This is a genomic window from Methyloligella halotolerans (assembly GCF_001708935.1).
Lineage (GTDB): Bacteria > Pseudomonadota > Alphaproteobacteria > Rhizobiales > Methyloligellaceae > Methyloligella > Methyloligella halotolerans.
In genome coordinates this window covers 762,177-785,575 of the sequence record NZ_MASI01000001.1, presented here as the reverse complement: position 1 = coordinate 785,575, position 23,399 = coordinate 762,177, and the positions used below count along the sequence as shown (strand labels likewise).

25 protein-coding genes, 1 tRNA gene and 2 pseudogenes are annotated in these 23,399 nt (G+C 60.5%); 11 read left to right on the top strand and 17 right to left on the bottom strand.

Features of this window, described 5'->3' with window-relative positions; translation table 11 throughout:
• Positions 1–114: 114 nt before the first annotated feature.
• Both A7A08_RS03850 and A7A08_RS03845 read right to left on the bottom strand, forming a co-directional pair.
• Positions 115–639 carry a hypothetical protein gene (locus A7A08_RS03850; protein WP_069094160.1) on the bottom strand — a complete coding sequence of 175 codons (525 nt, stop codon included), beginning with the start codon at positions 637–639 and terminating at the stop codon, positions 115–117.
• Between the two features lie 208 nt (positions 640–847).
• A complete protein-coding gene (locus A7A08_RS03845; protein ID WP_069094159.1) occupies positions 848–1,063 on the bottom strand; it encodes a cold-shock protein in 216 nt (71 codons plus the stop codon).
• A gap of 404 nt (positions 1,064–1,467) precedes the next feature.
• Between A7A08_RS03845 and A7A08_RS03840 the strand changes: the two genes are divergently transcribed.
• Positions 1,468–1,543, top strand: a tRNA-Lys gene (locus A7A08_RS03840).
• A gap of 219 nt (positions 1,544–1,762) precedes the next feature.
• Here the strand turns inward: A7A08_RS03840 and A7A08_RS03835 are convergent.
• The 6 genes and pseudogenes from A7A08_RS03835 to A7A08_RS03815 all read right to left on the bottom strand — a co-directional run bounded on the left by A7A08_RS03835 (position 1,763) and on the right by A7A08_RS03815 (position 6,108).
• A pseudogene (locus A7A08_RS03835) lies at positions 1,763–3,057 on the bottom strand (type II toxin-antitoxin system HipA family toxin).
• Entirely contained in the window at positions 3,047–3,385 is a 339-nt protein-coding gene (locus A7A08_RS03830) for a helix-turn-helix transcriptional regulator (RefSeq protein WP_069094311.1), read from the bottom strand. Before A7A08_RS03830 ends, A7A08_RS03835 begins: the two are co-directional and overlap by 11 nt.
• Before the next feature lie 213 nt (positions 3,386–3,598).
• Positions 3,599–3,952, bottom strand: a complete 354-nt coding sequence (locus tag A7A08_RS17690; protein ID WP_280948645.1) for a ubiquitination-like system serine protease family protein — start codon at positions 3,950–3,952, stop codon at positions 3,599–3,601.
• Positions 3,952–5,367 (bottom strand): ThiF family adenylyltransferase, encoded by a 1,416-nt coding sequence (locus tag A7A08_RS03825; RefSeq protein WP_069094158.1) that lies wholly within the window; start codon positions 5,365–5,367, stop codon positions 3,952–3,954. Before A7A08_RS03825 ends, A7A08_RS17690 begins: the two co-directional genes overlap by 1 nt.
• Positions 5,352–5,765, bottom strand: coding sequence for an E2/UBC family protein (locus tag A7A08_RS03820; protein ID WP_069094157.1), 414 nt, complete (start codon positions 5,763–5,765; stop codon positions 5,352–5,354). The genes A7A08_RS03825 and A7A08_RS03820 overlap by 16 nt, the downstream gene beginning before the upstream one ends.
• A 4-nt stretch (positions 5,766–5,769) precedes the next feature.
• On the bottom strand, positions 5,770–6,108 hold the full coding sequence (locus A7A08_RS03815; RefSeq protein ID WP_069094156.1) for a multiubiquitin domain-containing protein: 339 nt from the start codon (positions 6,106–6,108) through the stop codon (positions 5,770–5,772).
• Positions 6,109–6,277: 169 nt separating this feature from the next.
• Between A7A08_RS03815 and A7A08_RS03810 the strand changes: the two genes are divergently transcribed.
• From A7A08_RS03810 to A7A08_RS16440, 4 genes are all read left to right on the top strand, one after another.
• Positions 6,278–6,673, top strand: coding sequence for a helix-turn-helix domain-containing protein (locus A7A08_RS03810; protein ID WP_069094310.1), 396 nt, complete (start codon positions 6,278–6,280; stop codon positions 6,671–6,673).
• On the top strand, positions 6,660–7,604 hold the full coding sequence (locus tag A7A08_RS03805) for an ImmA/IrrE family metallo-endopeptidase (protein WP_069094155.1): 945 nt from the start codon (positions 6,660–6,662) through the stop codon (positions 7,602–7,604). The genes A7A08_RS03810 and A7A08_RS03805 overlap by 14 nt, the downstream gene beginning before the upstream one ends.
• Before the next feature lie 111 nt (positions 7,605–7,715).
• Complete coding sequence (locus A7A08_RS15865; protein WP_141693827.1) at positions 7,716–8,420, top strand: hypothetical protein; 705 nt, start codon at positions 7,716–7,718, stop codon at positions 8,418–8,420.
• Between the two features lie 10 nt (positions 8,421–8,430).
• The gene (locus A7A08_RS16440) at positions 8,431–8,649 is read left to right on the top strand and encodes an AbrB/MazE/SpoVT family DNA-binding domain-containing protein (RefSeq protein WP_208430558.1); all 219 of its coding nucleotides are present in this window, start codon (positions 8,431–8,433) and stop codon (positions 8,647–8,649) included.
• Positions 8,650–8,898: 249 nt separating this feature from the next.
• On the opposite strand, the gene A7A08_RS03790 is transcribed toward A7A08_RS16440, so the two are convergent.
• Together A7A08_RS03790 and A7A08_RS03785 are read right to left on the bottom strand one after the other, a co-directional pair.
• Entirely contained in the window at positions 8,899–9,687 is a 789-nt protein-coding gene (locus A7A08_RS03790) for a class I SAM-dependent methyltransferase (protein WP_069094152.1), read from the bottom strand.
• A gap of 163 nt (positions 9,688–9,850) precedes the next feature.
• Positions 9,851–10,396 (bottom strand): HdeD family acid-resistance protein, encoded by a 546-nt coding sequence (locus A7A08_RS03785; RefSeq protein ID WP_069094151.1) that lies wholly within the window; start codon positions 10,394–10,396, stop codon positions 9,851–9,853.
• 242 nt (positions 10,397–10,638) lie between these two features.
• Here A7A08_RS03785 and A7A08_RS15855 point away from each other — a divergent pair, with 242 nt between their 5' ends.
• From A7A08_RS15855 to A7A08_RS03770, 3 genes are all read left to right on the top strand, one after another.
• Positions 10,639–11,631 carry an SIR2 family protein gene (locus tag A7A08_RS15855; protein ID WP_141693826.1) on the top strand — a complete coding sequence of 331 codons (993 nt, stop codon included), beginning with the start codon at positions 10,639–10,641 and terminating at the stop codon, positions 11,629–11,631.
• A 120-nt stretch (positions 11,632–11,751) separates the two neighbouring features.
• Positions 11,752–12,084: a hypothetical protein gene (locus tag A7A08_RS03775; protein WP_069094149.1), complete on the top strand. Its 333-nt coding sequence runs from the start codon at positions 11,752–11,754 to the stop codon at positions 12,082–12,084.
• 74 nt (positions 12,085–12,158) lie between these two features.
• Positions 12,159–13,199, top strand: a complete 1,041-nt coding sequence (locus A7A08_RS03770) for a hypothetical protein (RefSeq protein WP_069094148.1) — start codon at positions 12,159–12,161, stop codon at positions 13,197–13,199.
• Positions 13,200–13,324: 125 nt separating this feature from the next.
• Here A7A08_RS03770 and A7A08_RS03765 read toward each other — a convergent pair whose 3' ends face one another.
• The 3 genes from A7A08_RS03765 to A7A08_RS16695 all read right to left on the bottom strand — a co-directional run bounded on the left by A7A08_RS03765 (position 13,325) and on the right by A7A08_RS16695 (position 14,904).
• Entirely contained in the window at positions 13,325–14,038 is a 714-nt protein-coding gene (locus A7A08_RS03765) for a sialate O-acetylesterase (protein WP_245290809.1), read from the bottom strand.
• 246 nt (positions 14,039–14,284) lie between these two features.
• Entirely contained in the window at positions 14,285–14,656 is a 372-nt protein-coding gene (locus A7A08_RS03760; protein ID WP_069094146.1) for a hypothetical protein, read from the bottom strand.
• The gene (locus A7A08_RS16695; RefSeq protein ID WP_069094145.1) at positions 14,656–14,904 is read right to left on the bottom strand and encodes a hypothetical protein; all 249 of its coding nucleotides are present in this window, start codon (positions 14,902–14,904) and stop codon (positions 14,656–14,658) included. The genes A7A08_RS03760 and A7A08_RS16695 overlap by 1 nt, the downstream gene beginning before the upstream one ends.
• 346 nt (positions 14,905–15,250) lie before the next feature.
• Between A7A08_RS16695 and A7A08_RS03750 the strand changes: the two genes are divergently transcribed.
• Positions 15,251–16,066 (top strand): bestrophin-like domain, encoded by an 816-nt coding sequence (locus A7A08_RS03750; protein ID WP_069094144.1) that lies wholly within the window; start codon positions 15,251–15,253, stop codon positions 16,064–16,066.
• Positions 16,067–16,481: 415 nt separating this feature from the next.
• Positions 16,482–18,016 (top strand): annotated as a pseudogene (locus A7A08_RS03745) (amino acid permease).
• 99 nt (positions 18,017–18,115) lie between these two features.
• Here the strand turns inward: A7A08_RS03745 and A7A08_RS03740 are convergent.
• The 3 genes from A7A08_RS03740 to A7A08_RS03730 all read right to left on the bottom strand — a co-directional run bounded on the left by A7A08_RS03740 (position 18,116) and on the right by A7A08_RS03730 (position 21,299).
• Positions 18,116–18,625, bottom strand: coding sequence for a YcnI family copper-binding membrane protein (locus A7A08_RS03740; protein WP_069094309.1), 510 nt, complete (start codon positions 18,623–18,625; stop codon positions 18,116–18,118).
• A gap of 5 nt (positions 18,626–18,630) precedes the next feature.
• A complete protein-coding gene (locus tag A7A08_RS03735) occupies positions 18,631–20,841 on the bottom strand; it encodes a TonB-dependent receptor family protein (RefSeq protein WP_069094143.1) in 2,211 nt (736 codons plus the stop codon).
• A gap of 65 nt (positions 20,842–20,906) precedes the next feature.
• Positions 20,907–21,299, bottom strand: coding sequence for a DUF2946 family protein (locus tag A7A08_RS03730; RefSeq protein WP_141693824.1), 393 nt, complete (start codon positions 21,297–21,299; stop codon positions 20,907–20,909).
• Between the two features lie 194 nt (positions 21,300–21,493).
• Here A7A08_RS03730 and A7A08_RS03725 point away from each other — a divergent pair, with 194 nt between their 5' ends.
• The gene (locus A7A08_RS03725; RefSeq protein ID WP_069094141.1) at positions 21,494–22,060 is read left to right on the top strand and encodes a YciE/YciF ferroxidase family protein; all 567 of its coding nucleotides are present in this window, start codon (positions 21,494–21,496) and stop codon (positions 22,058–22,060) included.
• A gap of 481 nt (positions 22,061–22,541) precedes the next feature.
• Here A7A08_RS03725 and A7A08_RS03720 read toward each other — a convergent pair whose 3' ends face one another.
• Positions 22,542–23,396, bottom strand: a complete 855-nt coding sequence (locus tag A7A08_RS03720) for a D-amino-acid transaminase (protein ID WP_069094308.1) — start codon at positions 23,394–23,396, stop codon at positions 22,542–22,544.
• Between the last annotated feature and the right edge of the window lie 3 nt (positions 23,397–23,399).

Here is a 23,399-nt window from a genome sequence, read left to right as displayed (position 1 = left end):
AAGGAGCCGCCCTTTCTTTTGGTTGCGGAGTCCAACCGAACCGAATGCGCACGCTGATCCTTGCCGCGCCGCGTCAGAGCGTCCCGGTGGAAACTAGGCCGTTATAGAGCCGGGCTATTTCCCGTTTCGGTAGATGGAGAGCGACACGATATAGGTCGCGTGCTCGAAGAGCTGGAGGTCCATCGCCACCGGCACGTCCGCCTTGGTATGCGGGATGGTGAAATGGGTGTCCTCGACGCCCTCGACCGAGCTTTCCCGCAGGTCGGCCTCGACCTCGTCGAAACAGTCGACGATCTTGTCGCCGACTTCCTTCATTTGGGCCGTGGCCTCCTCCTTCGTCTCGAAGGACACCTCGCAGTCGTAGGACATCAGCCCGGAATCGTTGGTGACGTAGCAGCGCCGCATGCCGGGCAGGGTGATCGTCCCGTCCGCCTGGCTGACGCTGTTGCTCTCGCCCGCGGGCAGCTTCTCCGCGCCCAGATGCACGAAATCCAGCTTCGCCTCGTCGGCGATCTGGTTCAGATCCTCGCAGAACGGATCGCCGCCGCTGCAGCCCGAAAGTGCGGGCGCAAGCAGCGCCAGCCCGCCCAGAACCACTGCGCCGGAGAGAATGCGCGATGCCGATATGAGATGTGTCATATGCCCTGTTGCCCCGTGAAAGCCCTAAGGGATCAAGGATACAGAACTCGCCGAGCGCGGCAATGACCTTGCCGCAGGCAATGACGAGGGACGCGATCAGGGGCGGTCGCGGCGCCGGATACGAAAATGGCGGCCCGGAGACCGGACCGCCATTTCGGATGGGGGAGGGGTTGCCTCCCGCGCATCGGATGCTTTTCAGCGTCGCGTGTTACGCGAGCTGAATGTTGGTGGCCTGCTTGCCGCGGCCGCGCGGATCGTCCTCGATCTCGAAGGTCACGTTGTCACCCTCGTCGATCGCCGGCACGCCGGAGCGCTCCAGAGCAGACGCATGGACGAAAACGTCCTTCTCGCCGCCTTCCGGGGCGATGAAGCCGAAGCCGCGGGAATGATTGAAGAATTTAACAGTGCCGTTAATGCGAGACATATTGGGAGTCCTTTCCCGTTAGTCGTTGAGTGCGGGCCGCTGGGCGAGGCCGGATGGCTTCGTCTTGCGGCGACGTCTTCAGATGTCGGGAAAGGTCGTGCTCGTAATCGGCGCGATAACTTGCCGTCGTCGTTAGTCCACGCCCAACACGGGCGTACCGTCTAGGGGCGCTATATGGACGGCGTTTGTGGCGTTAGCAAGGGCAATTCGGTTGGGCCTGCCGCTTGCCGCGTGGTTTTTGGCCTGTCTGCGCGGTTTCCGCGCCGAAAATAGTTTGGCTGGGAGGGCGTTTATCGCCACCGACGCTCTAGACAGGACGTCTGCCCTGGTGCTAACAGGTCCGTTCGATTTCGCATCCCCCAACACCTTTTCATCGGTGACGCTTTCAGCAGGGGATGCCGGTCGGGCGCATAGCTCAGTTGGTAGAGCAGCTGACTCTTAATCAGCGGGTCCAAGGTTCGAATCCTTGTGCGCCCACCAAATTTCCTTTTGTTTTCAACGCAACAAGCGTTCTGGCTCGACAGAGTGTGCAACACATACAGTGGCACACTCCGGGCACATTTCTCTTTCTCAACAAGACCATCACCTTGGACCCGCTGACGAAAAATCAGCGCGTCCAAGGTGCTATTTCAAGCGCGAAAGCCCTTGGCCCTCATCAGGGTCCTCGCTAAGGCGCCTACGGTAAAGAGTAGCCTCGAGCTATGCTAGCTCATCCGCCCGCAGGCGCTCCGCGGAACCCTCGAAGATAAACGGATTGAAAAAGATGCGCTGCCCCAATAGACGGCGCTCGACGCCACTTAGCGTAGCCTCCTCGCACACTTCCTCCCAGCCCGCTTGGATTGCTGTGATTTGTTGCTCGATGATATCTTCCGCCGCTTTCTTGCTAAGCTGGAAATGAGGTGCCGCCTCCAGGCATGTGGCTAACGTACTCATGCGTTTATTGTCCACGATCAGCATGGCTTGACTTGCCTCATTGCCCGCGCGGTTCTGCGGACAAATGTCGTAGGCCGGCGTCAGCGTCAGTTGCTTGCCATCCCAGAACCCAGCGTGATTGCGAGCATGATCGTCAGTGTTGCCGCACAAAACATTGAAAACCAGCCGCCCGAATAACTCATGCAGTGTCGCTTTAGGCGCAGTGAAGCGATGGCGGATAATTTCAGCCAAGTCTTCATAGCTCGCGTAACGCGCCATCATTTCATCAAGGCCGAACAGCGTAAGCGCCGATACCATAGCCTTGCGCTCCCAACCGTTTTCTACCTTCACACGATCGAACCGTTCCACCAGTAAGACATCTTTTCCCGCGACGTGTTCCAGTTGTACTTTGGCTGAATCCAAGCCCGCTTTGGCAGCGAGACGCATGGCAACATATTCGGCCTTCACCACATTGTGGGTATCCGTTGAAGAGGAGAACTTAGCGATCAGTTTGCGATCACCATCTACGATCATGGCCTTAGGCCGGGCGCCGCCAATGGAGCTTCCATGGAAAAGTGCCTGATCGAGCTCCGGCGTGAGCGTTATTCCCTTTTCAACTTTCTCGGCTGCGTGCAGCAACTCTTCGAGTGTTGCCGCTTGCGCGGCGCGCGGAACGTACTCAGTCGGAGACCGCTGGAAATCGAGAGCACCGATACGATCCGATCCGGATTCCAGAAGGTAGGTCAGCTCATCGAGGGTATCGAGATCGGCGTCTTTGCCTTTGCGCCCGGCGACCTGTTGAGAATGACGCGGCGCCCCCATGCATCTGGCGCAGCATCGCGCAAGCAGCCGGCCATGCGCAATCCCGCATCAGGCGGGATTGCGCCACTTCTTAAGGGAAGCTCCGGTGCATAAATTGGGATCGCGTTGTCCCGCTCGAGATAGCTCTGACCGTAGTTGAAGATCAGGCGATCGCCGTCACGCGCGATGCGCCCAGCAACAACAGGTTCCGTTGTACCGAGCAACCAAAACCAGACATAGGCTTCGTCTGGGGTCTTGGGCCCAGTGGGTTTAGAATTCATCCTTCACCCCCTTGGCCACATGACGAGCCGCTTTCGGCAGCAAGACGAGCTTGTCGCGCTCCATCGACAGTTGCCCGGTCAGCCTCGTCGGCCCGGCATCAAACAGGCGTAGCCCCAAAATCGCCGCCACCTCAAATGCCGCGCCGAGGGAACAGCCCATATCGCCATTCTCGATCCGATGAACGAGCCCCCGAGAAACTCCAGCGCGCTCCGCGACGTCGGCGATTGTCAGCGCGCGCTCAATCCGCGCATTGTGGATCATGACCCCCAGCAGCTCTGCGGCCTCGCGGGCGTACCGGGAATAGGATCTGTTCTCAGGTTTAGCCATTTCTATCTCTTGTTCCATAAATAGGTCGTATAGGGGTTTCTTGCGCTATTTATAGAACATACTAACACGGCACAAGGGCCATGTTCAAGGGATCGTTCTATAAATAAGTCGGGAAAAGCCTATATGATCTATTTATAGATCATATCTATCGATAGAACCGTCGGAAGCCCCATTCACACCGCCCCAGCGAACGGGCCGAGGCGAGTAGTCCAGCTATAATGCGTGGCCTCTGCACCATTGGACACGCCCTTGCCGAAACCAAAAATGCGAGCCGCAATCTTTCTTGCGCCAGATGGAAGGATGCAGGGTCGCGGTGCCGTCGGCATGGTGTGTGACTCGCCAGCAGGGGCGATCATCCGGTAGCAGGTTCATATGAAGAACCTTGTGGCACCCGCAGGGGCACAGCATGGCCGCTTGCTCTTCAAAGCCGTCCTCCTGCACGAGATACAGGGTGCGGCGGCGGAGGCGATGCGGGAGCCTTTCCTCCACGACAATCGTTCGATATGGGGGTACTAGCCAGCGATATAGCGTCTCCTTTAAGTGCCTATACAGCTTGACCAAAGACATCATGCTGTCCGCCTTTCGGCGAGTTCCATCACTCCCAGAAGCGGCGCCACGTCGCCCATGCCAACTTTGCCGCCTAGGATTTCGCAGATCCCTTCCTCGGGATCGCAAATCAATTCCATGCTGGCGAGGCTGAATGTCACAGCGGCGTAATTGTTGTTGGGTTCTTCGCGGAAGGGATGCAGGCGGGCCAGGAACTCATCGACGGCTAGCGCAGCCGCAAACATGTTCACGCTGATGACCGCGGGACGGTTGGCCTGCACGCCAGCAATGTAGCCGTCCCTGACCTGACGATCGTGTGCGGCAGGGTCGTTGCGCCGCAATCCGGCAGCCGCAACTTGCTTCATGCTGAAAAGACCCCGACTCATCAGGCTCGAACGGCCCGGCCGGATGTAGTGCACCGTACCGCAAATTTCGCGGATGTTGCTGCCGGATTCGCGCTGGCTGTCCGCCACGAGCCGGACGCCGACATCGAAATACGGCAGCGTGTAATAAGCAGCTAGGGCGTTCAGCAGATACCGGCCATCGACGGTGTCCATACAGCCGAACACCACGTCACATTGTGCCACGGCGCGGACTACGTCTCGGTCCCAAAGGTTCTTTTTGATTCGGATTACGCGCGTGCCAAGGTCGGCTCGCTCTATGGCATCAGCCAGAACATCGACTTTGCTCCGCCCGTCCAGCGCATCTTTCTTAGTGGAATTCAGGATGCGGTTGACGTTGCGCTCTTCCATTCCGTCATCATCGACGATCAACAGCTCACCTACCCCGAGCCGCACGAGCTGCTCGATCAGCGGACTGCCAGTGCCCGACGCGCCGATGACTGCGACCGACAAGCGCCGCAGACGCTCTATCGTGCCAACGTCAAACGCCTGGGCGTGGGAGGCTACAAAGCTAGGTAGTTCGGCACCGCCGACATCCGCATACCAAAAATGCAGGTCGTCACCTGCAACGCTAATGCAATCGATCGGCTCAAAGGTGTTGCCCGGCCACAGCACGCGTCCGAACATCTGACCGTCGGGCAGCATGACGGCGCTGCCGTGTGGAACATCCGCCTCGACCCAGCCCCGGATCATTGGTAGGAGCCGGGCGTCACCTTCATCGTCGATATGGGAAAAGGCTCCGTAGCCACCTGGATGGCTATGGACTTTTACTACTGAAAGCCGGTCGAGGGCGGCGCGTTCGAGAATGGGGGCGATATAGTCAGGCGGCCAGGTTACCCGCGTCGGCGTCCGTTCAGAACAGTCCTCATAGGGAATGCCATGGACTTCGCGCACGACCAGTCGGTGGCAGCGATCGCCTGCGCGTCGCCCGCAAAGAAGAAGAGCGACGGCCTCATTTCCATCACCAGGATACAAAAAGTCGGTCAGGTGATCGTGCTGGTCACCTGACAGAGCGAGCGTTACGGGCGCGGCCATTTTTCAAACTCCCGTGCCAACCACTCTTCAACCAGAATGATGTGAGTTCCGAGATAGTCGCGGCCGACCTTCCACGGGTTTTGCGCTGTTCGATGGCGTGACCATCGCTGATAGACCTTGCCGTCAATGGTTTGGGTTGCCTGCGTCGCACCGATTCCCCGCCCGTCTTTTCTGGTCAGGGCTGGATAGAAGTACACCATGTTGAGCTCGGCGTTGGGATAGGCCGTTTCCATGCGGATGGCCGCCGTGACTTTGGGGTGGTTGTAGCCTTCGTGCGTCGGGAACTCGTGGACCAGTACCCACTGCGAACCATCGGTTATCGCTTCCCAGGGCAGTCCATACTCGTTGAGAAATTCCCGATCCTGAGGCAGTAGATCAAACTGGCGACGCAGAGACATTCGGTTAGCCCTCCGTCTGGTCGCACGGCAGAGCCTTGAACTTCTCGACGCCGGGATGGCGCAGGTCGACATGCTCGTCGAGCTTGACCTTGTGCGGCTTCTGGCCGGCGAGCTTGACCCGCAATGTGTAGTCTTCCGCGGGCAGCAGCCCCGCCAGGGTCAATATCTCCCGGCCTGTCGGCTTCGGATCGTGCACCACATAGGGCTCGCCGTTGATCTTCAGGCGATATCCCTTGGCGAGAGGAGGACGCTCGCCACGCTTGGCGTATTCTTCAAGGTCGATGATGTCGTCGAGGACGGCTTCGACGCCGGCTTCGCGTTCTTGGGTCTCAATTTCCGTCATTTCTGTTCCCCTTTCAGGTGGTTGTCCTGGCCAATGCCGGCCGGGAATGCCTATCATCAAAATCGCATAGCGTGCTAAGTTTGTCAAGCAAAAACATAGCATGCTTGACGACGAGGTCGGATAACGTTAAAATTCTAAGAGGAACAACACCTTGGAGGAGGGTCACGCCATGCTCGCCCCTGCAGCTGAGAGGAGCACCGTGAAGCTAACGCTAGGACAATATCTCGCCGCGATTCGTAAGGACCGGAAAATGACCCTGCGTGACGTGGAGGAAGCGACAAACAAACAAGTGTCGAACGCATATCTCAGCCAAATCGAAAACGACAAAATTCGTAAGCCGTCGCCTAACGTTCTTCACACGCTTGCGGAGCTCTACGGCATTAGCTTCGAGAATCTTATGGAAATGGCTGGCTATTTTGTCTCGCCTGCAAAACGCAAGATCGAAGATAGACACGGGCGCGTGGCCACCTTCGCTGAATACAATCTGACACCGGAGGAAGAGTTAGAGCTTATGCAGTTTTTGCAGTTCCTAAGGAGTAGGAAGAAACCGGGTGACAAAACCTGACGACAGCAGCCTCGACCCCGAAGACCTTCGCGCGGTCGAGGAGAGAGCAGCACGCCTCCTTGACCGCGCAGACGCTTGGGATCGGTTTCCGATTCCCATCGACGATATTCTCGCCGCCGCCGATGTACAGGTGTCGTCGTCAAGCGCGTTTGATGCTGCCGCTATTGTGGCCTACCTCAAGGGCAAGGCCGCCCATGCCGGAGAGCAAATAAAATCTGCTATCAGCAAAGTGTTTGGCCTCTATGATGCCGGCGAGAACCTGATCCATATCGATGAGACGGTCGTTGAATCAAAGCAGACCTTTTTGAAGCTCCACGAGACGGCGCATCACGACATGCCGACGCACCGAAAGGTGTTTCGGTTCTTTCAGGATTGCGAAAAGACTCTCTCGCCGGAAATAGTCGACCAGTTCGAGCGTGAAGCGAATAACTTTGCTCGGTTCGCTCTCTTCAAGGGCGATCTCTATGCAGAGTATGCCGCCGACTGCGCATTCGAAATCAAGACGCCGATGAAGCTCGCTAAGAAGTTTGGCTCCTCGGTCTATGCATCCGTCCGCGAGTTCGCCCGCACCAACCACAAGGCCTGCGTCGTCTATGTTCTACAGCCGCTAGAGTATGTCCAGGGTGACGGCGCTCAGGCTTCTGTCCGGCGGATAGAACCCTCGCATGCGTTCAAGGCTCAGTTTGGCCAGCCGACAGACACAGTTATTACGCCGGACCATTATCTCTGGCCCGTAATCCCCGTGGGCCGAAAAATGACGCCGCCGGTCTCGCTCTCTTTGATCGATAAGAACGGAGATGCCCATGAATGCCTCGCCGAGGCATTCGACACTACGTACAATATCTTGATCCTGCTCTATCCCGTGAAGGCTCTGACCAGCAGTAGCGCGATCATTCTTCCGCCCGGCTGTAAAGAAGCACCTCCCAACTAGAGACGTCTTCTGGCTGCGCCGCGTGGCTAACACGCTCGTGCGATTCAAACCGAGCCTTGCTCCCATGGGGTTGTGCGCCACGAGCGAATTGGCTGGCACTAGGCGGTTCAAATGGCAACCATGTCTGACGATTGGAACTGGTGGTGGGGGGCGTGGCGAAATCGCATCCGTTGCGGCTCATGTCGCGCACTTGTTGATCTCAACGACCCATGCCCGATCTGTGGTGCCGACTACAGCAAAGTTGAACCCGTCGAAGTCATTATCGATGGCAGCCCCGTGACAGTGTCTCCTGCTTTGCAAGGAGCTCTAGACTGGTCGCCCTACGTGATGCTCAAGCTGATGCACCAGGAATGGCTCCGACCTTTGTCTGAGGAGGACTGGGTATTGCCAGAGGCCAGTCAACCCTCCCCCAGATTGGTAATAGTCTTGGTTTTCTGGACTTATTTCGAGGCGCTCATGGACCGGTATTTCGAGGCCGTAACAAGCGAATTGCCAAGGGCCGTGGCTACAGATTTATTGGCACGCTACAGCGGGATCGGCGTACGCCTAGATCGATTACATCGAGTCTTTTTTAATGCGCGTTATGGCGAGGACCTCGATCGTCTCGGCTTCACCGCAATCCGCGTGCACCTCGAGTTGTTGCAGAAGCGACGCAATGCATTCGTCCACGGAGATCCTGCGGCCATTAGCGACGAGCTGGTTGAAGATACAGTACGGCTCTTGCCCCAGTTCCATGAGGCCTGGTTCAAACGTTTAACCTCCGCTGCGCCAAGCGCTCTTAACTCGTCTCAGAGCCCTAGTAAAAGGCGCGTATAAGGAAAAAGGCATGGGAAGAGATTCAATGAAAGCATGCAATGCCTCGCCCCCGAAGCGTCAGGCGGAAATCAGGGCGCGCTCTGAAACGCTCCAAGAACTCGGCGAGGCTCTCGACTTCACTCAGGAAAAGCTTGCGCATGATCCCGGCGCGCTTCTACGGGGCATCACCCCGGAGAATCTTCACGAAGAAGTCGATTTCGGAGACCCCGTAGGCAATGAGAACTTGTAATAGGCACTCATATGCCCAGTACCAGCAGAAGTCTCGCTTGCCCGGGGGAGCCCAAAAATGACTGGAAGCAGCCAAAAAATACCGAAAGCCACTGGCACACTTTCTGGCACATACACGGCTGCATCCGCAAAAAGTCTATATCGTTCAATAGGTTTAGCGTAGGCTGCGTTATCTCTTAATCAGCGGGTCCAAGGTTCGAATCCTTGTGCGCCCACCACTTTTCAATTCACAGAAGCACGGTGCGATGGGTCAGCGGCGGCGGGCGATCAAAAGCCGTGCCTCGTAGGTGGAGCCGATACTTCCGCCGTGGGCCTCGACAATCTCCCGGACACCCTCGAAGAGCGCCATCTTCACCTGCGCCGGCAAGTTGTGCTGGAACGAGAAGGTATTGAGCAGGCGCACGTAATCCTCCGCCCCCAAAACATGCTCATGCCAATGGGAGCGGTCGGCGAGCAGGTCGAAATCCTCTGACGCGTCGATCTCACCGGCGAGATCGCTGCTGGTCTGCCAGGCCGGCTGATAGAGCGCATCCAGCGCTTCGGGCACCACGCGACCGTAAAGCGCATCCAGCGCCTCGCGCAAAGCCCCGCTCTCCCGGTCATGGCGATGGATATTGTGCACGATTGCGAGCGTGCCGCCGGGCTTCAGCAGGGCGGCCGATTTCTGCCAGCGCGTAGCCTTGTCGAACCAGTGGAAGGCGGTTGCCGCGATCAGCGCATCGAAGCTTTCCGGCGCAGCCTCGAAATCCTCGAAGGAGGAGCAGACGAACCGCACATTGGGGTAGGGCGTGCAATGGGCTTTCGCGATGGCGAGCAGCTCCGGGCTCAGATCCGAGGCAACGATCTCTGCCCCGAGCGGCGCGAGCTTGGCCGTCAGCTTGCCCGGCCCGCAGCCGAACTCCGCCACGCGGGACTCCGCCGTGATGCCGGCAAACGCCTGCCAGTCCGCCACCAGCGCATCGGGATAGCCCGGCCGCACCGCGTCATAATCCGCTGCAACCCGCGCAAAGGTATGCTTGCCGCTATCGTCTTTCAGCATGGGGGAGTGGCCTAAAAGTCCGTCGAGGCGCGCACATTAGCAGGGATGCGGGGCGGACGTGTGGCCAGACAGGCGTGAGACCGGATAAGACAGATGCGAGGCGGTACGGCGGCCCGGCTTTTCGCGCCAAGACCGCCGATTGGGTTTCAAGCCGCCCGAGTGCTCATGCGGCGAGCTGTGCGCGGCTCGCTGCCATCGGCAGGAACAGATAGGCCGAACCCGTCATCACGAGATTGATCCCGACCAGCAGCCCGATGGCCCAGGCCGCCGAGGTCGGCAGGTTCATCACGATCATGATGCCGACCGCGAGCGCCACGATCCCCGCGAACAGCATCCAGCCCCAGCCGTCATGGGGCCGCATGCGCAGCCCCATGGCGATTTCGAGCACGCCCTGGATCGCGAACATCGCGGCCAGGAAGATCGTCAGGGTGATGATGCCCGTCAAAGGGAAGAACGCCAGCCAGGCGCCGGCAATGAGATACAGAACGCCCATCAGCAGGTTCAGGAAGAACTCGCTCCAGCCCTTGGTCGAGAAGGCGTGGAAGATCTGAACGATCCCGCCGATGAGGAACAGCCAGCCGATGAAGATCTTTGTGGCAATTGTGGTCAGGAAAGGAAATGCGATCGCTACGGCCCCGAGGATGATCAACAAAATCCCGAGAATGAAGAACCAGGTGCGATTTTCGGTAATGGTCGCTGATGTTGGCATCGTCGCCTCCTCCAGTTAGCTCCCAAGACTCAGAATACTCGCACTGAAGTCTACCACGCTGCCGCAAGCGGAACGCGAAAAGTGACGCGTTTTCCCGTGGGGATCAGGGGGGCACCTGAGTCAAAGACGCGCGGCACTTCTTCAGCCGGTCGGAGGTTCGCAGCCTTGTGCGCTGACAATTCTTCATCCAGACAATCTTCAAGCGAAGCTAGGAGTTCGCGCGAGACCAAGAAGAGCTGATTATGAAAGTCTTGGTGATTGGTGCCGGAGCAACCCTCGCTGAAGCTCGCCACCTAGGCAATCCTTACGATATTTGCCCCCCTCTCATTCGCGATTTCGCTCGGAAAACCTGGGCCAACTATACGCCGCATCCTCTTCTGGAAGCGTATTTGGCTACGCTCGGCTACCATGAACTGCCTCGCGACCCCCGTGAGCTCTTCTTTCAACTGGAAGAAGAAGGAGTGACGAATATTGAGAGGTTCATGGAGTTCGCTTGGGAAAATAGAGATGAGCCATTCGAAGTGAGCGGACAGCCGGTCCCAGGATACATTTCAGGGTTGCAAGTCAACGGGCCAGGGGCGAGCGAAAGCCGCGCCGAGGGGCCGAGCTTCTGGGAGAACCTACTTTATCATGGGATGGGCAATCCCCTTTCATTCGCGATGCTTCGCTGTTTTCACGCAAACGGAAGTGGCTGGAGAGATCTCGAACTCTCGCGCTGCATGATTGAGCGCCTTAACTCAGAAGACGTGGTCTTAAACCTGAACTATGACACACTATTCGAGTTAGCCCTTGAGCAAGAAGGCAGACCCTTTGCGTACTCACCACACCAGACGGGAGGTGAATCCCTGTTGGTGGTGAAGCCCCACGGATCTCTAAATCTTGTTTCTAACGATGATGGCTTTGCATTTGGACGGCCCGGATGGCTTGGCGCACCGCAACCACGCGGGTATCGGAGCTATTCTGGCCTCATACCCCCAAGGCTTAAGAAGAGCTATCGTCAGCATCCCATTTCTCAGATGATTCTGAAGCCGGCTGAGAGTCTGGAACCAGAAAAGATCATCATGTGGGGGATTGGAATCACCGAAAGCGACGAAGACCTTCTCGCCCTCTATCGCAGGTGGTCGAAACACGTAACGCTGTTGAGATTATTAATCCCGATGCCATGGTATCCTATAAAGTGGCCCACCTTCTCGATTGCAACGTTATTGCTTATCCAGCAATCGAGGGTTGGCTGATGGACAATTAGGGTGGACCCGCCGGAAGCCTTTGCCATCTGCTCCCGTGCACCGTAACAAATCCATCGTAATCCCGGCGTAGGGAAGAGCATCCATCACTCCCTTTCAGGATGTCGCCCGATGTTCTCCGCCAACCCATTGAAATCATGTCTTTTCGCTGGCGCGTTGGTCGCCGGCTTCGCCGCACCGGCCTCGGCCGCCGAGCTGCTCGTCACCACGGGCGCCGATTCCGGCCCGGGCTCGCTCCGCGCCGCTTTGGCCGAAGCCGCCAAGGGCGAGGGCGAGGCGCAGATCTTCGTCACCACCGGCGACGATATCGAGATCGAGAGCACGCTTGTCTACGAGGGTACCGCGCCGCTCGGCCTCTATGGCTCCGGCCAGGTCATCAAGACGGACAAGAACGTCAATCTGCTATCCGTGACCAACGCGCCGACCTCACCGTCAACGCGCTGAGCCTCCAGGGTCCCGGCGGCTTCTCCATCGAAAAACGCGGCGACACGGATGGCCCCGCCGGCAAGGGCATCTTCATGCATGTGCCCAAGGACCGCACGGGAACCGTCCATCTCGACCTTCAGAAGGTCGCCGTGTCCGATGTCGCCGGCCATGGGGTGCACGTCTCCGACTGCAGCCTTGCCGATGCTTGCGGCAATGGCGGCGGCGGCGCGGGCTCCGGTTCGCCGGCATCCGTCTCGGTGCGCCTGACCGATGTGGAGATTGCCAACGCAGGCCAGGGCCGGTTCGACGGAGACGGGCTTCGCGTGGATGAGCGTAGTGAAGGCGACATCGTCTTCCATGCCCAGCACTCGAAATTCACCCATATGGGCGCCGACGGGGTGGAGCTGGATGAAGGCGAGGGGGGCAGCGTGATTGCGACCGCCGTGGACAACGCCTTCAACGACAACGGCACGTATTGCGATCCTGAGCTCCTGAAACCGTTCCTGCCCAAGGAGGTCGAGGGCAAGTTCGAGGACGGCGAGAAGGCGGAGGCCGACATTCCGGCCAAGATCACCGGATCGCCCGACGATGCCTGCTTCGAGCGCGAGGTGAAGCTCTACGAGTCCGGCGCGGTGAAGAAATATGAGATCGCAATCGACCTCGACGACGGCTTCGATATCGACGAGGAGGGGGAGGGCGACCTCATCGCCGTGCTCTCCGGTGTCGAGGTGAAGAACAATAAGGATGAGGGCATCGATTTCGACGAGGCCGACGGGGGCCGGATCAGCTTCGCGCTCCGCGATGCTGAGGTTGAAGCTCAGACCGACGACGGCGTGAAGGTCTCCGAGGAAGGCGCCGGCGGCGTCACGGCGCTCGTGCACGACGTCTCCTCCAAGAAGAACGGCGGCAAGGGCGTCGTGTTTGAGCAGGAAGACGAAGGCGAGATCCGCGTCGTGGCGGTGAAGCTCGAAACCTCCGGCAATGACGACGGCGACAAGACGGGCCTCGAGGTCGTCCAGGCCGGCGACGGCAAGGGCACCCTGATCGTCCGCGAAAGCGACATCGCCGACGGCATTGCCGCAGAGGGCGTCGAGGTGACCCGGGAGAAGCTTGCGGTCAACGAGAAGAAGTAGCGCTCGGAAGGTGAAGCGTCCGGCGGACGTCGGGGAAGGCCCGCGCCGCTGTCGCAGAGAGATCGGGGCCATGCCACACCAGGGAGCATTTCCATGGCATGGCCCCGCCCTCTCAGTCCGATCGTCTAGATGCGATCCGCCGCATTCTGGGTCGACCGGAAGCCGCGGGTTTTGGCGCCCCGCGGATGATAAGCTTCGAAATAGCGCTGCCCGAGCTCAGCCAGCCCGGCGCCGGAGAAATGCTCCAGCCCGCCCTCGGCGGGGATGCCGCCGACATCGACGAAACGCATGAGCATGTGGTCCTGGGCCGCCTCCACCAGGGCGCAATTCACGCAGGCGTCGAGCGGCGAGGCGAGGCCGCCCAGCAGCACCGGCCCATTGCGTTTCAGGATGCGCTTCTCCCGCAGGCTGGCGACCAGCCAGTCGAGCGCTTCCCGGTACCACCCCGTATCGCAGCCGCGGTCGGCCTCACCCTGGTGCCAGAGCATGACGTCGTAGGGCGCGCTGCCTTGCGCCTCGAACACGGCGTCGATGGTGCGCGACATGGTCCCGACCTCCGGCAGCCACTCCACCATCGAAGCGTCCGGATTGGCGACCACCGTCAGACGCACATCCTGGCGCAGGCGCTGGGCCGCGCAATGGGCGAACCAGACACCGAGATTGTTGCTCGGTCCGGTGAGATGGAAGGGTGGGCGCGCTTCTTGCGGATAGACCCAGTCGTATCCGTACGAGCCGTAAGGATTGAAGTTGTTCCAGACCTGAACGCGGTCATCGCAATCCGCGAAGCGTGGGCCGCCTTCGCGCAGCCCCAGCGCGTTGGATTGCCCAGAAAGTAGCACGTTCAACAAGACCGATCCCCAGCCGGATGCATATGCCGACAGATTAGGCATGGAGCGCCTGCCAAACTTGCCATTTCGTGCCAGTACGTTCGCAAGAGCAGCGGAGCGGCTGGATGAAGGCCACTGGATCTGCAAGATATGCGAACGCCCTCCCGGCCGAGGCCGGGAGGGCGTCCAATATTCGTTCATCCGTCGGGGCAAAGCCTTTGCAACGACTCGCTTTTCCGGTGGAAGGGGCCTGCCGTCCTAGATCTCGTCCCGGTGGTAACCGCCGAGCGCGCCGGCCACGCCGCCGATGAAGCCGCCGATCAGCAGCGATATGGCGGTGAAGATCGAGAAGTTCGCAGCGGCCTCGGCCACCTGCTTGGCCGTCTCCTTGGAGACCTCCGCCGCGCTGGCGGCAGCGTCGGCACCCGGCGCCACGGCGTCGACGGCGCCCAAGCCGGCAAACACGGTGCCGACGGCGAACAGGGCCGCGACCAGAAGCGTAGCGAGTGCCCAGGCGAGCAGCCCATGGGCGGAATCCCGGAAGAAGACCTCATCCGTCCGCAGCCCCGGCGTCTTGCTGCGCAGCCGTCCGGCGAGATAACCGCCGAAACCAGAGGACAGCCACTGCATCACGATGAGCCAGACACCGGCTCCGATGGCGAAGTTCTCAGGTGCGCTGTTGGTGAAAGACCAGGCTCCACGGTCGAGAAACCGAAGCCGGAGCCGGCGGTGAAGAGAATGATGGAGACGGCGACGGCGGCCAAAGCCCCGCCGAAGATCGCCCCCCAATCGGTCGCCATCGCGGACCGGTCCAGCGTGAACTGAGAGATGGACATTTCGTCCATCTCCGCCACGGCGATATCTGGCTTCCTTACCATGTCGAAATCCTCCCTCGTACCAGGCGCCGCGAGGACGCCTGGCAGCTTGCCTCTTGATTGCCTCTCGCGACGACGCGCTACCCGCGAAGGGCATGCTGATCGCATCGTCCCGGAACCAACTCGACTTCGGGTTGTTCCGTTCCTGGAGACTACGCAAACGGGAGGAGAGACTGACATGCTGCCTGGTATTCTTCTTTGGCTGATGGGCGTGCCCCTGATCGTGATCGTAATTCTGTACCTATTGTTCTAGCGGCGGGGGCGCGAGCTTCCTTGGCGGAAGGCGCTTTTTCAACGAGCCGAGATCGGCTAGTGGATAGCGTCCGGTAAGTCAGCGGAGTTCGCGCCCGTGCCTTTTCTCAGGCTGATCAATGAAGCGCCGCTGCCCGTCGTGGTCTTCGGCATCATCGGCGTCTGCGAGATCTATACGATCGGCCTCATTCTGCTCGCCCGCCGTCTGTGGGGGCCGGAGCGTCTTCAGCGGAACAACGAGATCGGCGGGTTTAAATTCGCCAATGTCGGCGTGCTCTACGCCGTCATGATCGCCTTCATGGTGATCGCGGTCTGGCAGGATTATCAGGACGTCGAGACCGCCGTTCGCACCGAGGCCAAAGCGGTGCGCGATCTCCATCATCTGACCTATGCCATTCCCGGCAACCAAGGCGAAGCGATCCGCCAGCCGTTGCTCGAATATGCGCGTCACGTCAAAAAGGACGAATGGCCCGCAATGGCCAACGGCACGCTGGGTATGCGGCCTGCGGACCATTTGGCCCATGTCGCAGAATCCATCCTGGCCCTGAACGTTGAGACCCTGAAGGATCTCGCCCTCTTTCAGGAGGCCTTGCGCCTCGTCGCCGTGATCCAGGACAGCCGGAGCGAACGGATCGAGAGCGCCAACGGCTCGATCCCCAACGTCCTTTGGCTCGCGCTCATCGGGGGCGCCTTCATCCTTCTGGGATATCCCGCGTTTTTCGGGGCACAGAATATGGTCGCCCAGATCGCTATGGCCGCCGTGATGGCGGCGCTGGTGGGCCTCGTATTGCTGCCGGCGATCCTGCTCGATTTCCCGTTCACCGGCCCCGTCCATATCTCGGCGGAACCGTTCAATATCGTCGCGCGGGAAGCGCCGCCTCACTGGCAGGCGACCGATCCCGCCGAGCCATAGCCGAGCCATAGCCCTAACCAAGCCCTGGCCAGCTCCCGGTGCCGCCGATCTGTCCCGGAATCGCCTCCGCGATCTCCACAGGCCTTCGATTGACAACGGGAAGTTTCTCAACCGATGATGGCGGCGGCCCGGCCTTGCTACGCCGGGCTCATTCATCCATCCGTTCAGCGTGGCTCCGGATGGAGACGGGGGCGTAAGACGGACAAACTCTGTCTAGCCGGGCGTCGTGTCCTGACCTTCCACGACCGGCCGCGATGCTCATCGCCGGCCTGGCCCGCCTCAGACCTTTGCGCAAAAAATCGACTAATCGGCCGTCCGTTCGCTGTCATTCCAGCGCGCGTTCCGCCGGGCCTCCGCCCGTTATCCCGCTGGTCTTCAATCCATCTGGGGGGACGTTTCCCTGAAAGGAACGATCATGGCTGACAAGTCGAGCGAACGGCGCCACGAAGGTGGCGTCTCATATCACGTGCCGGGCGCGGACTATTTCACCAAGCGGGAGCTGACGCGCTACGCCGGCGTCTTCTCGCTTTGGGCGCTCGGCGTGGGCGCGGTTATCTCCGGCGACTTCTCCGGCTGGAACCTGGGCTTCGGTGTCGGAGGCTGGGGCGGCATGCTGGTGGGCACCATCATCATCACCATCATGTATCTCGGCCTCACCTATTCGATCGCCGAGATGAGCGCGGCGCTCCCTCACACAGGTGGCGCCTATTCCTTCGCCCGGACGGCCTTCGGCCCCTGGGGTGGCTTCATCACCGGCGTGGCGGAGAACATCGAATACGTGCTCACGCCCGCCGTGGTGGTCTTCTTTATCGGCGCCTATCTCACCAGCATCTTCGGAACGCCCGTGGCCTTCCAGCCCGTCTGGTGGCTCATCGGGTATGTGATTTTCGTCGGGCTGAACCTGCGGGGCGTGGCGCTATCCTTCACGGTCACGGTGGTGGTCACGCTGCTCGCCTTGGCCATCCTGATCTTCTTCTTCGTCAGTGCCATCCCGCATATCGACTTCTTCAAATACGCGCTGAATATCGGCGTCGATCCGGGCACGGGGGAGGCGGTCGAACTCCCCGATGGCAATGGACCGTTCCTGCCCTTCGGCCCCTATGGCATTCTGGCCGCCATGCCGTTCGCGGTCTGGCTGTTCCTCGCCATCGAGGAACTGCCTCTGCGGCCGAGGAATCGGCCAATCCCCAGCGCGACATGCCCAAAGGCATCATGCTCGGCATGTTCACCCTGATCGCAACGGCCTTCCTGATCTTGTTCATCAACCCGTCCATCCCGGTCGGCTCATACGCTCTCGGCACCTCGGGCGAACCGATCCTAGACGGCTTCCGTGCCATCTACGGTTCGGGATGGGCGAAGATCCTGTCGCTCTTCGCGGTGGCGGGGCTGGTGGCGAGCTTTCATGCCATCATCTTCGCCTTCGGCCGGCAGATCTATTCCCTGTCCAGGGCGGGCTATTTCCCGCACTTCCTGTCGGTGACCCACGGCACCCATAAGACGCCGAATGTCGCCCTGATCACCGGTGCTACGGTCGGCTTCGTCGTGATGCTCGTGATCTGGTTCACCGAAGGCGGCGAGGATGCCGGCGCGTTTATCGGAGGCGTTCTTCTGAACATGGCGGTCTTCGGCGCCATGTTCTCCTATCTCCTCCAGGCGCTCACCTTCATCAAGCTGCGCAGGGATTTCCCGAACATCGAGCGGCCCTATCGTAGCCCGTTCGGTCTCGTCGGCGCCGGCCTGACGGTGATTATCGCTCTGGTGACCATCGGCTTCCAGCTCTCCGATCCGCTCTATCGCGCGGGCATCATCGGCGTTGCGATCTGGTACGCCCTGACCATCATTTACTTCGCAGCCTATGGCCGCAACACGCTGGTCTATTCGCCGGAAGAGGAGTTCGCGGTGAAGAACCGCGAGGGAGCGGCGAGCATGAAGGCCCAGCCAAGAGGCTAGACGACCAAGCATGAGGAGAGCGGCCCGGTTCACCGCCGGGCCGCTCCAACCTTTTCTAGTGTTGGTGATGGCCGCCTGACGTAGCGGGCGCGCTCAGCATCAGCTGGGGCGCGGGCGCTCGAGGCTATGGGCATCCTCACCGTCCTTCGGCACTTCCGACCAGTCGATCTCGCCTTCGGTGCAGGTCTGCTTGACCGGGAAATAGGTCGGACCCGGCTTCATCTCCTTGGCGAGATAACCCGTGACCACGAACTCGTCGTAGAAATCGTCCGGCACCTCTCCGCCCGACCAGATGACCTTCACCACGCCGTCCTTCTTTGTCATGCCGTGGATGAAGGCATATTCGCGATCGTAATCGCCTTTCACGGTCTCGATCTTCCAGCCCGGCTTCATCATGGGCTTGGCCGAGATGAAGCCCGCAGGCAGCGTCGCCTCCACGCGCACCGTAGCGGCACCGTCGCAGCCATGGGGCAGCTTCAGGATCGCCTTGTAGAAGCTGCCTGACTCGGCATTGGCCGTCTCGAGCGACATATGAGCCTGGGCGCCGGAGCTCAGAAACGCGGCGAACAGCGCCGCCGATAGGGTTGATACGACTCTCGTTTTGCTCATCAGTCTCACCATTTCATCTGAAGGCCGGCGAACACGGCGCGGCCATTGCCGGGCCAATACAGCGCGGCTTCGGGATTGGCCTCGGCGACGATGTCGACCGCGGCGATATAGGTTTCATCCGTGAGATTTCGCGCCTCGACATAGCCGGACCACTTGCCCTTCTCGAAGCCGAGCTTGGCGCCGAGCAGCGCATAGGCATCGGTCCTCGTCGTATTAGCGTTGTCGACGAAATAGCCCTCCGGCACCCAGTCGAGGGTCGGCCCCGCATAGAATCCCCACGGGTGCTTGTAGAGGAGCTCCGCACGGATGATGTGGGGCGGGGCGCCGGGAAGCTGGTTGTTGCCGTAGATCGGATCGTCGTCGAAGAAGAAGTCGTTGTAGGTGTAGACGCCGTTCAGCCAGATCCGGTCGGCCTCCTCGCCCTTCTCGAAGATGCCCTTCACCAGGCTGTAGCCCAGACCGAGCTCCACGCCCTGATGGATCGTCCTGTCGGCATTCACCACCGTGCAGGCTGCGGTCGATGCCCCCAGGCATTGCAGCTCGTTGCGGATTTCCGCCCGGTAGATGGATAGGTCCCAGCTGTAATCCGGACGGCTTCCGCGGGTGCCGATTTCATAGGTGGTCGCCCGCTGGGCGCGGATCTCATCGAACGAGAACACTGCGCCTCCTTCGCCGAAGCTCGGTACCTCGGCGCTGCGGGAGATGTTGCCGAAGACCTGCCAGTCGGGCTCCACATCCCACAACAGTCCGACCTTCGGACTCCAGAGGTCGAAAGTGCTGTCGCCATCGGTCGTGTTCAGGATGGCGATCTGCTCGCGCTCCGCATGGAGGAACTGCGTGCCCGCGACGAAGGCCACATCGTCCATGAAGTAGAACGAATCCTCCAGATAGGCGGAAAGATTGTTGGAGATCTGGTCGGAACTCTGCATCAGCGGGCCTTTCGCGGCGCCCGGTCCGATGCCGTAAAGGTCCGCATCCGTCTCTCCGTTATGGAGATTGACGCCCGCGATCAGCAGGTTGCGCTTGCCCGAGATCTGGCGCTCGTCGAACAGCCGGGCGAAGCCGCCGTAATCGGCATAGTCGTAGTCCAGATACATGAAGATCGGATGGATCAGATGCCGGTCCACGCCGAATGCACCGAGCTCAAGCAAGGTATCGGGCGCAAGCCGGATCGCCGTCTTGTTCGCGATCCGGTAGGACTGGATGTTGCGCTGCCAGTCGTTGATTACGTTGATCGGGGCCGGCGTCTTGGGGGCGGTGAGGGCGACCTGCCGCGTCACCGCGCCCGGCATGTTCTGCTGGATATCGTTGGCGTTGAAATAGAAGCGCGTCTCGATATTCGGCGTGATCTTGTAGCCGATATTGGCGACGCCCCGGCCGGATTCACCGGAGCTGTGCTCGCGGAACCCATCCGATTCCTGGAAGGTGCCGTGCACGAAGTAATCGACATTGCCCGACACGCCGCCTGAGCTGACGGCGACCTTTCGCATGCCGAACGAGCCGATATCGGTGCGCACTCCGAAGGCTTCCGAATTGTAGCCCGTGGGCATCACGAAGTTGATCGCGCCGCCCAGGCTGTTGGCCCCGAAGCGGAGCGCGTTCGCCCCCTTGAACACCTCAACATATTTGTAGGCCGTTGGGTCGATCTCCTGGAAATCGCCGTAGCCGTCCGCCGTGTTGATGGGGATGCCATCCATATAGAGCTGCACCCCGCGCAGGTGGAAATTGCGCGACAGGCTCGATCCGCGGATGGAGATGCGGGAATCCTCGCCCCATTTCGGCTCGATATAGACGCCCGGCACGTAGTTCAGAACGTCCTTCAAGGTCGTGGACGGCGTGCTCTCCTGATAGGCGCTGCCAGGCACGATCTCCACGCCACCCGGCGTCTGATTGATATCGGCGATGGCCTCGCCGATGGTCGGAACGGTCAGGCTTCCCGACCGGGTTCCCGGCGGGATGACGCTGGTTTCGAACCTTTCGGCGTCCTCGGGCAGCGCCGCCGGCGCATCGGCGGGCAGCGCGTAGCGATTGGCCGCGGCCGGTGCCGGCGAAGCGGCCGGACGGGGCGGCGCAGGCTCAGGCTCCGCGGGTTGGGTGACGACGATGGTCGGCAGCTCGTAATCCGGCTCCTCCTGGGCGAAGCCGGGCGACGATAGAAAACTGGTCGCGATGAGCGACAGCGGCCACGCGTAGCGGGCCGGACGCAAAAGTCCCATGGAAAGACTCTCCGATTGAACGATTTTCGGCATGCGCAGGACGTGCCCGCGCGGTCACAAGCGGTTCAGACGGAGAGGAGAGGGGGGCCGCGGCTCTGCGGAATTTGGCCGTCGCGGAACGTCGCGATGGCCGTCTCCCGGGGCAGCGCCATCCGGCGGGAGCCAGGACGCTTCAGGAGGATTGCGGCGGGAGGCGTCGCAGCGAATTGGAACGAGGCGAGGTTCTTGCAGAACGGGCAGTTGGTCTTCGACTTGCCGTCCTGCTTCGCCGGCACCGCGCCGTCGGGCGCGGAGGAATGGCAGATCAGTGTCAGGGCATCGCCGAGCTTCGCCTGCACCAGGTCGTTGCGAAGCTGGGAAATCAGATGGCCGGGAATGAGACCGGAATAGACGAGCACGCCGAGAAGCCCGAGAGCTCCGGCAATCTGCCGCCAAGTTCCGTTACGCCATCCCTGCACGTGATGCCCCCCGACATCGGCAAAACCCCCGGGAGATTATTCGCAACGCGGCCGGTTGCTCAACAAGCAAGTTTTCCCGCGTTTTGCGGGAACTTCGGCGTTCCGCACGCACTTAACAGCGCAAGGTGCGGCAACAACGGACACAACCGTACCGACTCGTCCAAGGCGAAAGCGACAAGAAAGGGGTTGCTCCGATGGGGCTGTTTTCCAAAGACATCGAGACGATGGAGGATCTCTTCCTGCACACCCTGCAGGACATCTACTACGCCGAGAAGCAGGTGCTGAAGGCGCTGCCCAAGATGATCGAAAAATCCACCAAGCGGGAGCTCACTCGCGGTCTCAAGAGCCATTTGAAGGAAACCGAAGGCCAGGTGAAACGGCTCGAGGAGGTCTTCGCCAAGATCGGCCAAAAGGCGAAGGCCGTAGACTGTCCTGCCATCGACGGCATCATCAAGGAAGCCAACGAGGTCTCCGGCGAGGTAGCCGATAAGCGCGTGCTCGACGCGGCGCTGATCGGATCCGCCCAGGCCGTGGAGCATTACGAGATGACGCGCTACGGGACGCTCATCGCCTGGGCCAAGGAGCTCGGGCACAAGGGGGTCGTGCCGCTTCTGAATGCGAATCTGAAGGAAGAGAAAGCCGCCGATAAGACCTTGTCGACCCTCGCGACCGCGAAGGCGAAGGTGAACGCCCGCGCTGCCGGCAAGAAGGTGACCAAAAGCGGCACCAGCACCGCCAAGGCGAAAAAGAAGGCGGCTTAGGGCAAAAGTTAACGGCCCGCCCGCCGATCAAGGCGTTTCGACGGAATAAGCGCCGGTCCGCATGCGGGCCGGCGCTGTTCGCTGGGGCTGCTTCAGCCATAAAAAACGCCGGCTCGGAAACTCCGAAGCCGGCGCTTGGCACCTTCCCAGCGTGTCGCCTCTCAGCGGTCAGGTGCGCCGCGGCGGGGGCAGGGTGCCCCGCTGCGGTCTTGCCTCTCAAAGAGAAAGGCCTATGTCTCTCAGGACCTTAGCGGATCCAGTGCTACTTACTGAAATTCAGCTCGTGGCCGCGGACCGACTGCATGGTGCTCTGTAGGAGCGTAGGCTCATTGGCCCTTGCGTCACGCCGGAGCCAGCTTTTGACCGCGAGATCCATCATCCGGGGACCCATGGGACCGAGGTCAAAGTTGTATACGAGCCAGTAGAGTAGCTTTGTCATGGCGGGTTAACGCAGTCCCGCCCGAAAGGGTTTCAATCGTGGTTAAATATTTTCTTGACAGCACTCTTTCAGATACAGCTCCCGGAATCGCCGGGTGATTTGCCCCGGCGTGCCGTCCCCAATGTTTCGGCCATCTATGGAGATGACCGGAAGCACGAAAGCCGATGCCGCCGTCAGGAACGCCTCCCGGGCGCCAAGCGCTTCATCGATCCCGAAGGGACGTTCCTCGAAGGCAACGCCGTGCTCTTCCGCCAATCTCAGGACCGCACGCCGGGTGACGCCGGGCAGGATGTGCCGGCCGAGGGGCTGGGTCCGCAGCACGCCTTCCGAATCGACGATGAACGCCGACGATGAGGTGCCCTCCGTGATGAGATCGTTTTCGACCATCCACGCCTCGTAGGCGCCGTTCCGCTTGGCGAATTCCTTGCCCATGGCCTGGGGCAACAGGGCGATCGATTTGATATCCCGGCGCCGCCAGCGGATGTCGGGCACCAACACGACCGGAACGCCGCTCTCCGCCAGGGGATTGTCGAGCAGCGGCTTCGCCTGGGTAAAGGCGACGATCGTGGGCGTAAGACCATAGGGATAGGAGAATTCGCGGTCGGCAACGCCGCGGGTCAGCTGGAGATAGACGATCCCCTCGTCCAACCCGTTCCGCGCGATCAGCTTTTCGTGCACCACCCGCAGCTCGCGGTCGGTGAGGGGGGACACGATGTCGAGAGCGGCGAGAGAGCGGTCGAGACGCGACAGGTGGGAATCGAAATCGACCATCCGGCCGCCGACAACCGCCGTCACCTCGTAGACGCCGTCGGCGAACAGGAACCCCCGGTCGAACACCGAAATCCTGGCTTCCGCCTCGGGGACGTAGCTTCCGTCGACATAGATGGTTCTGGACACGTG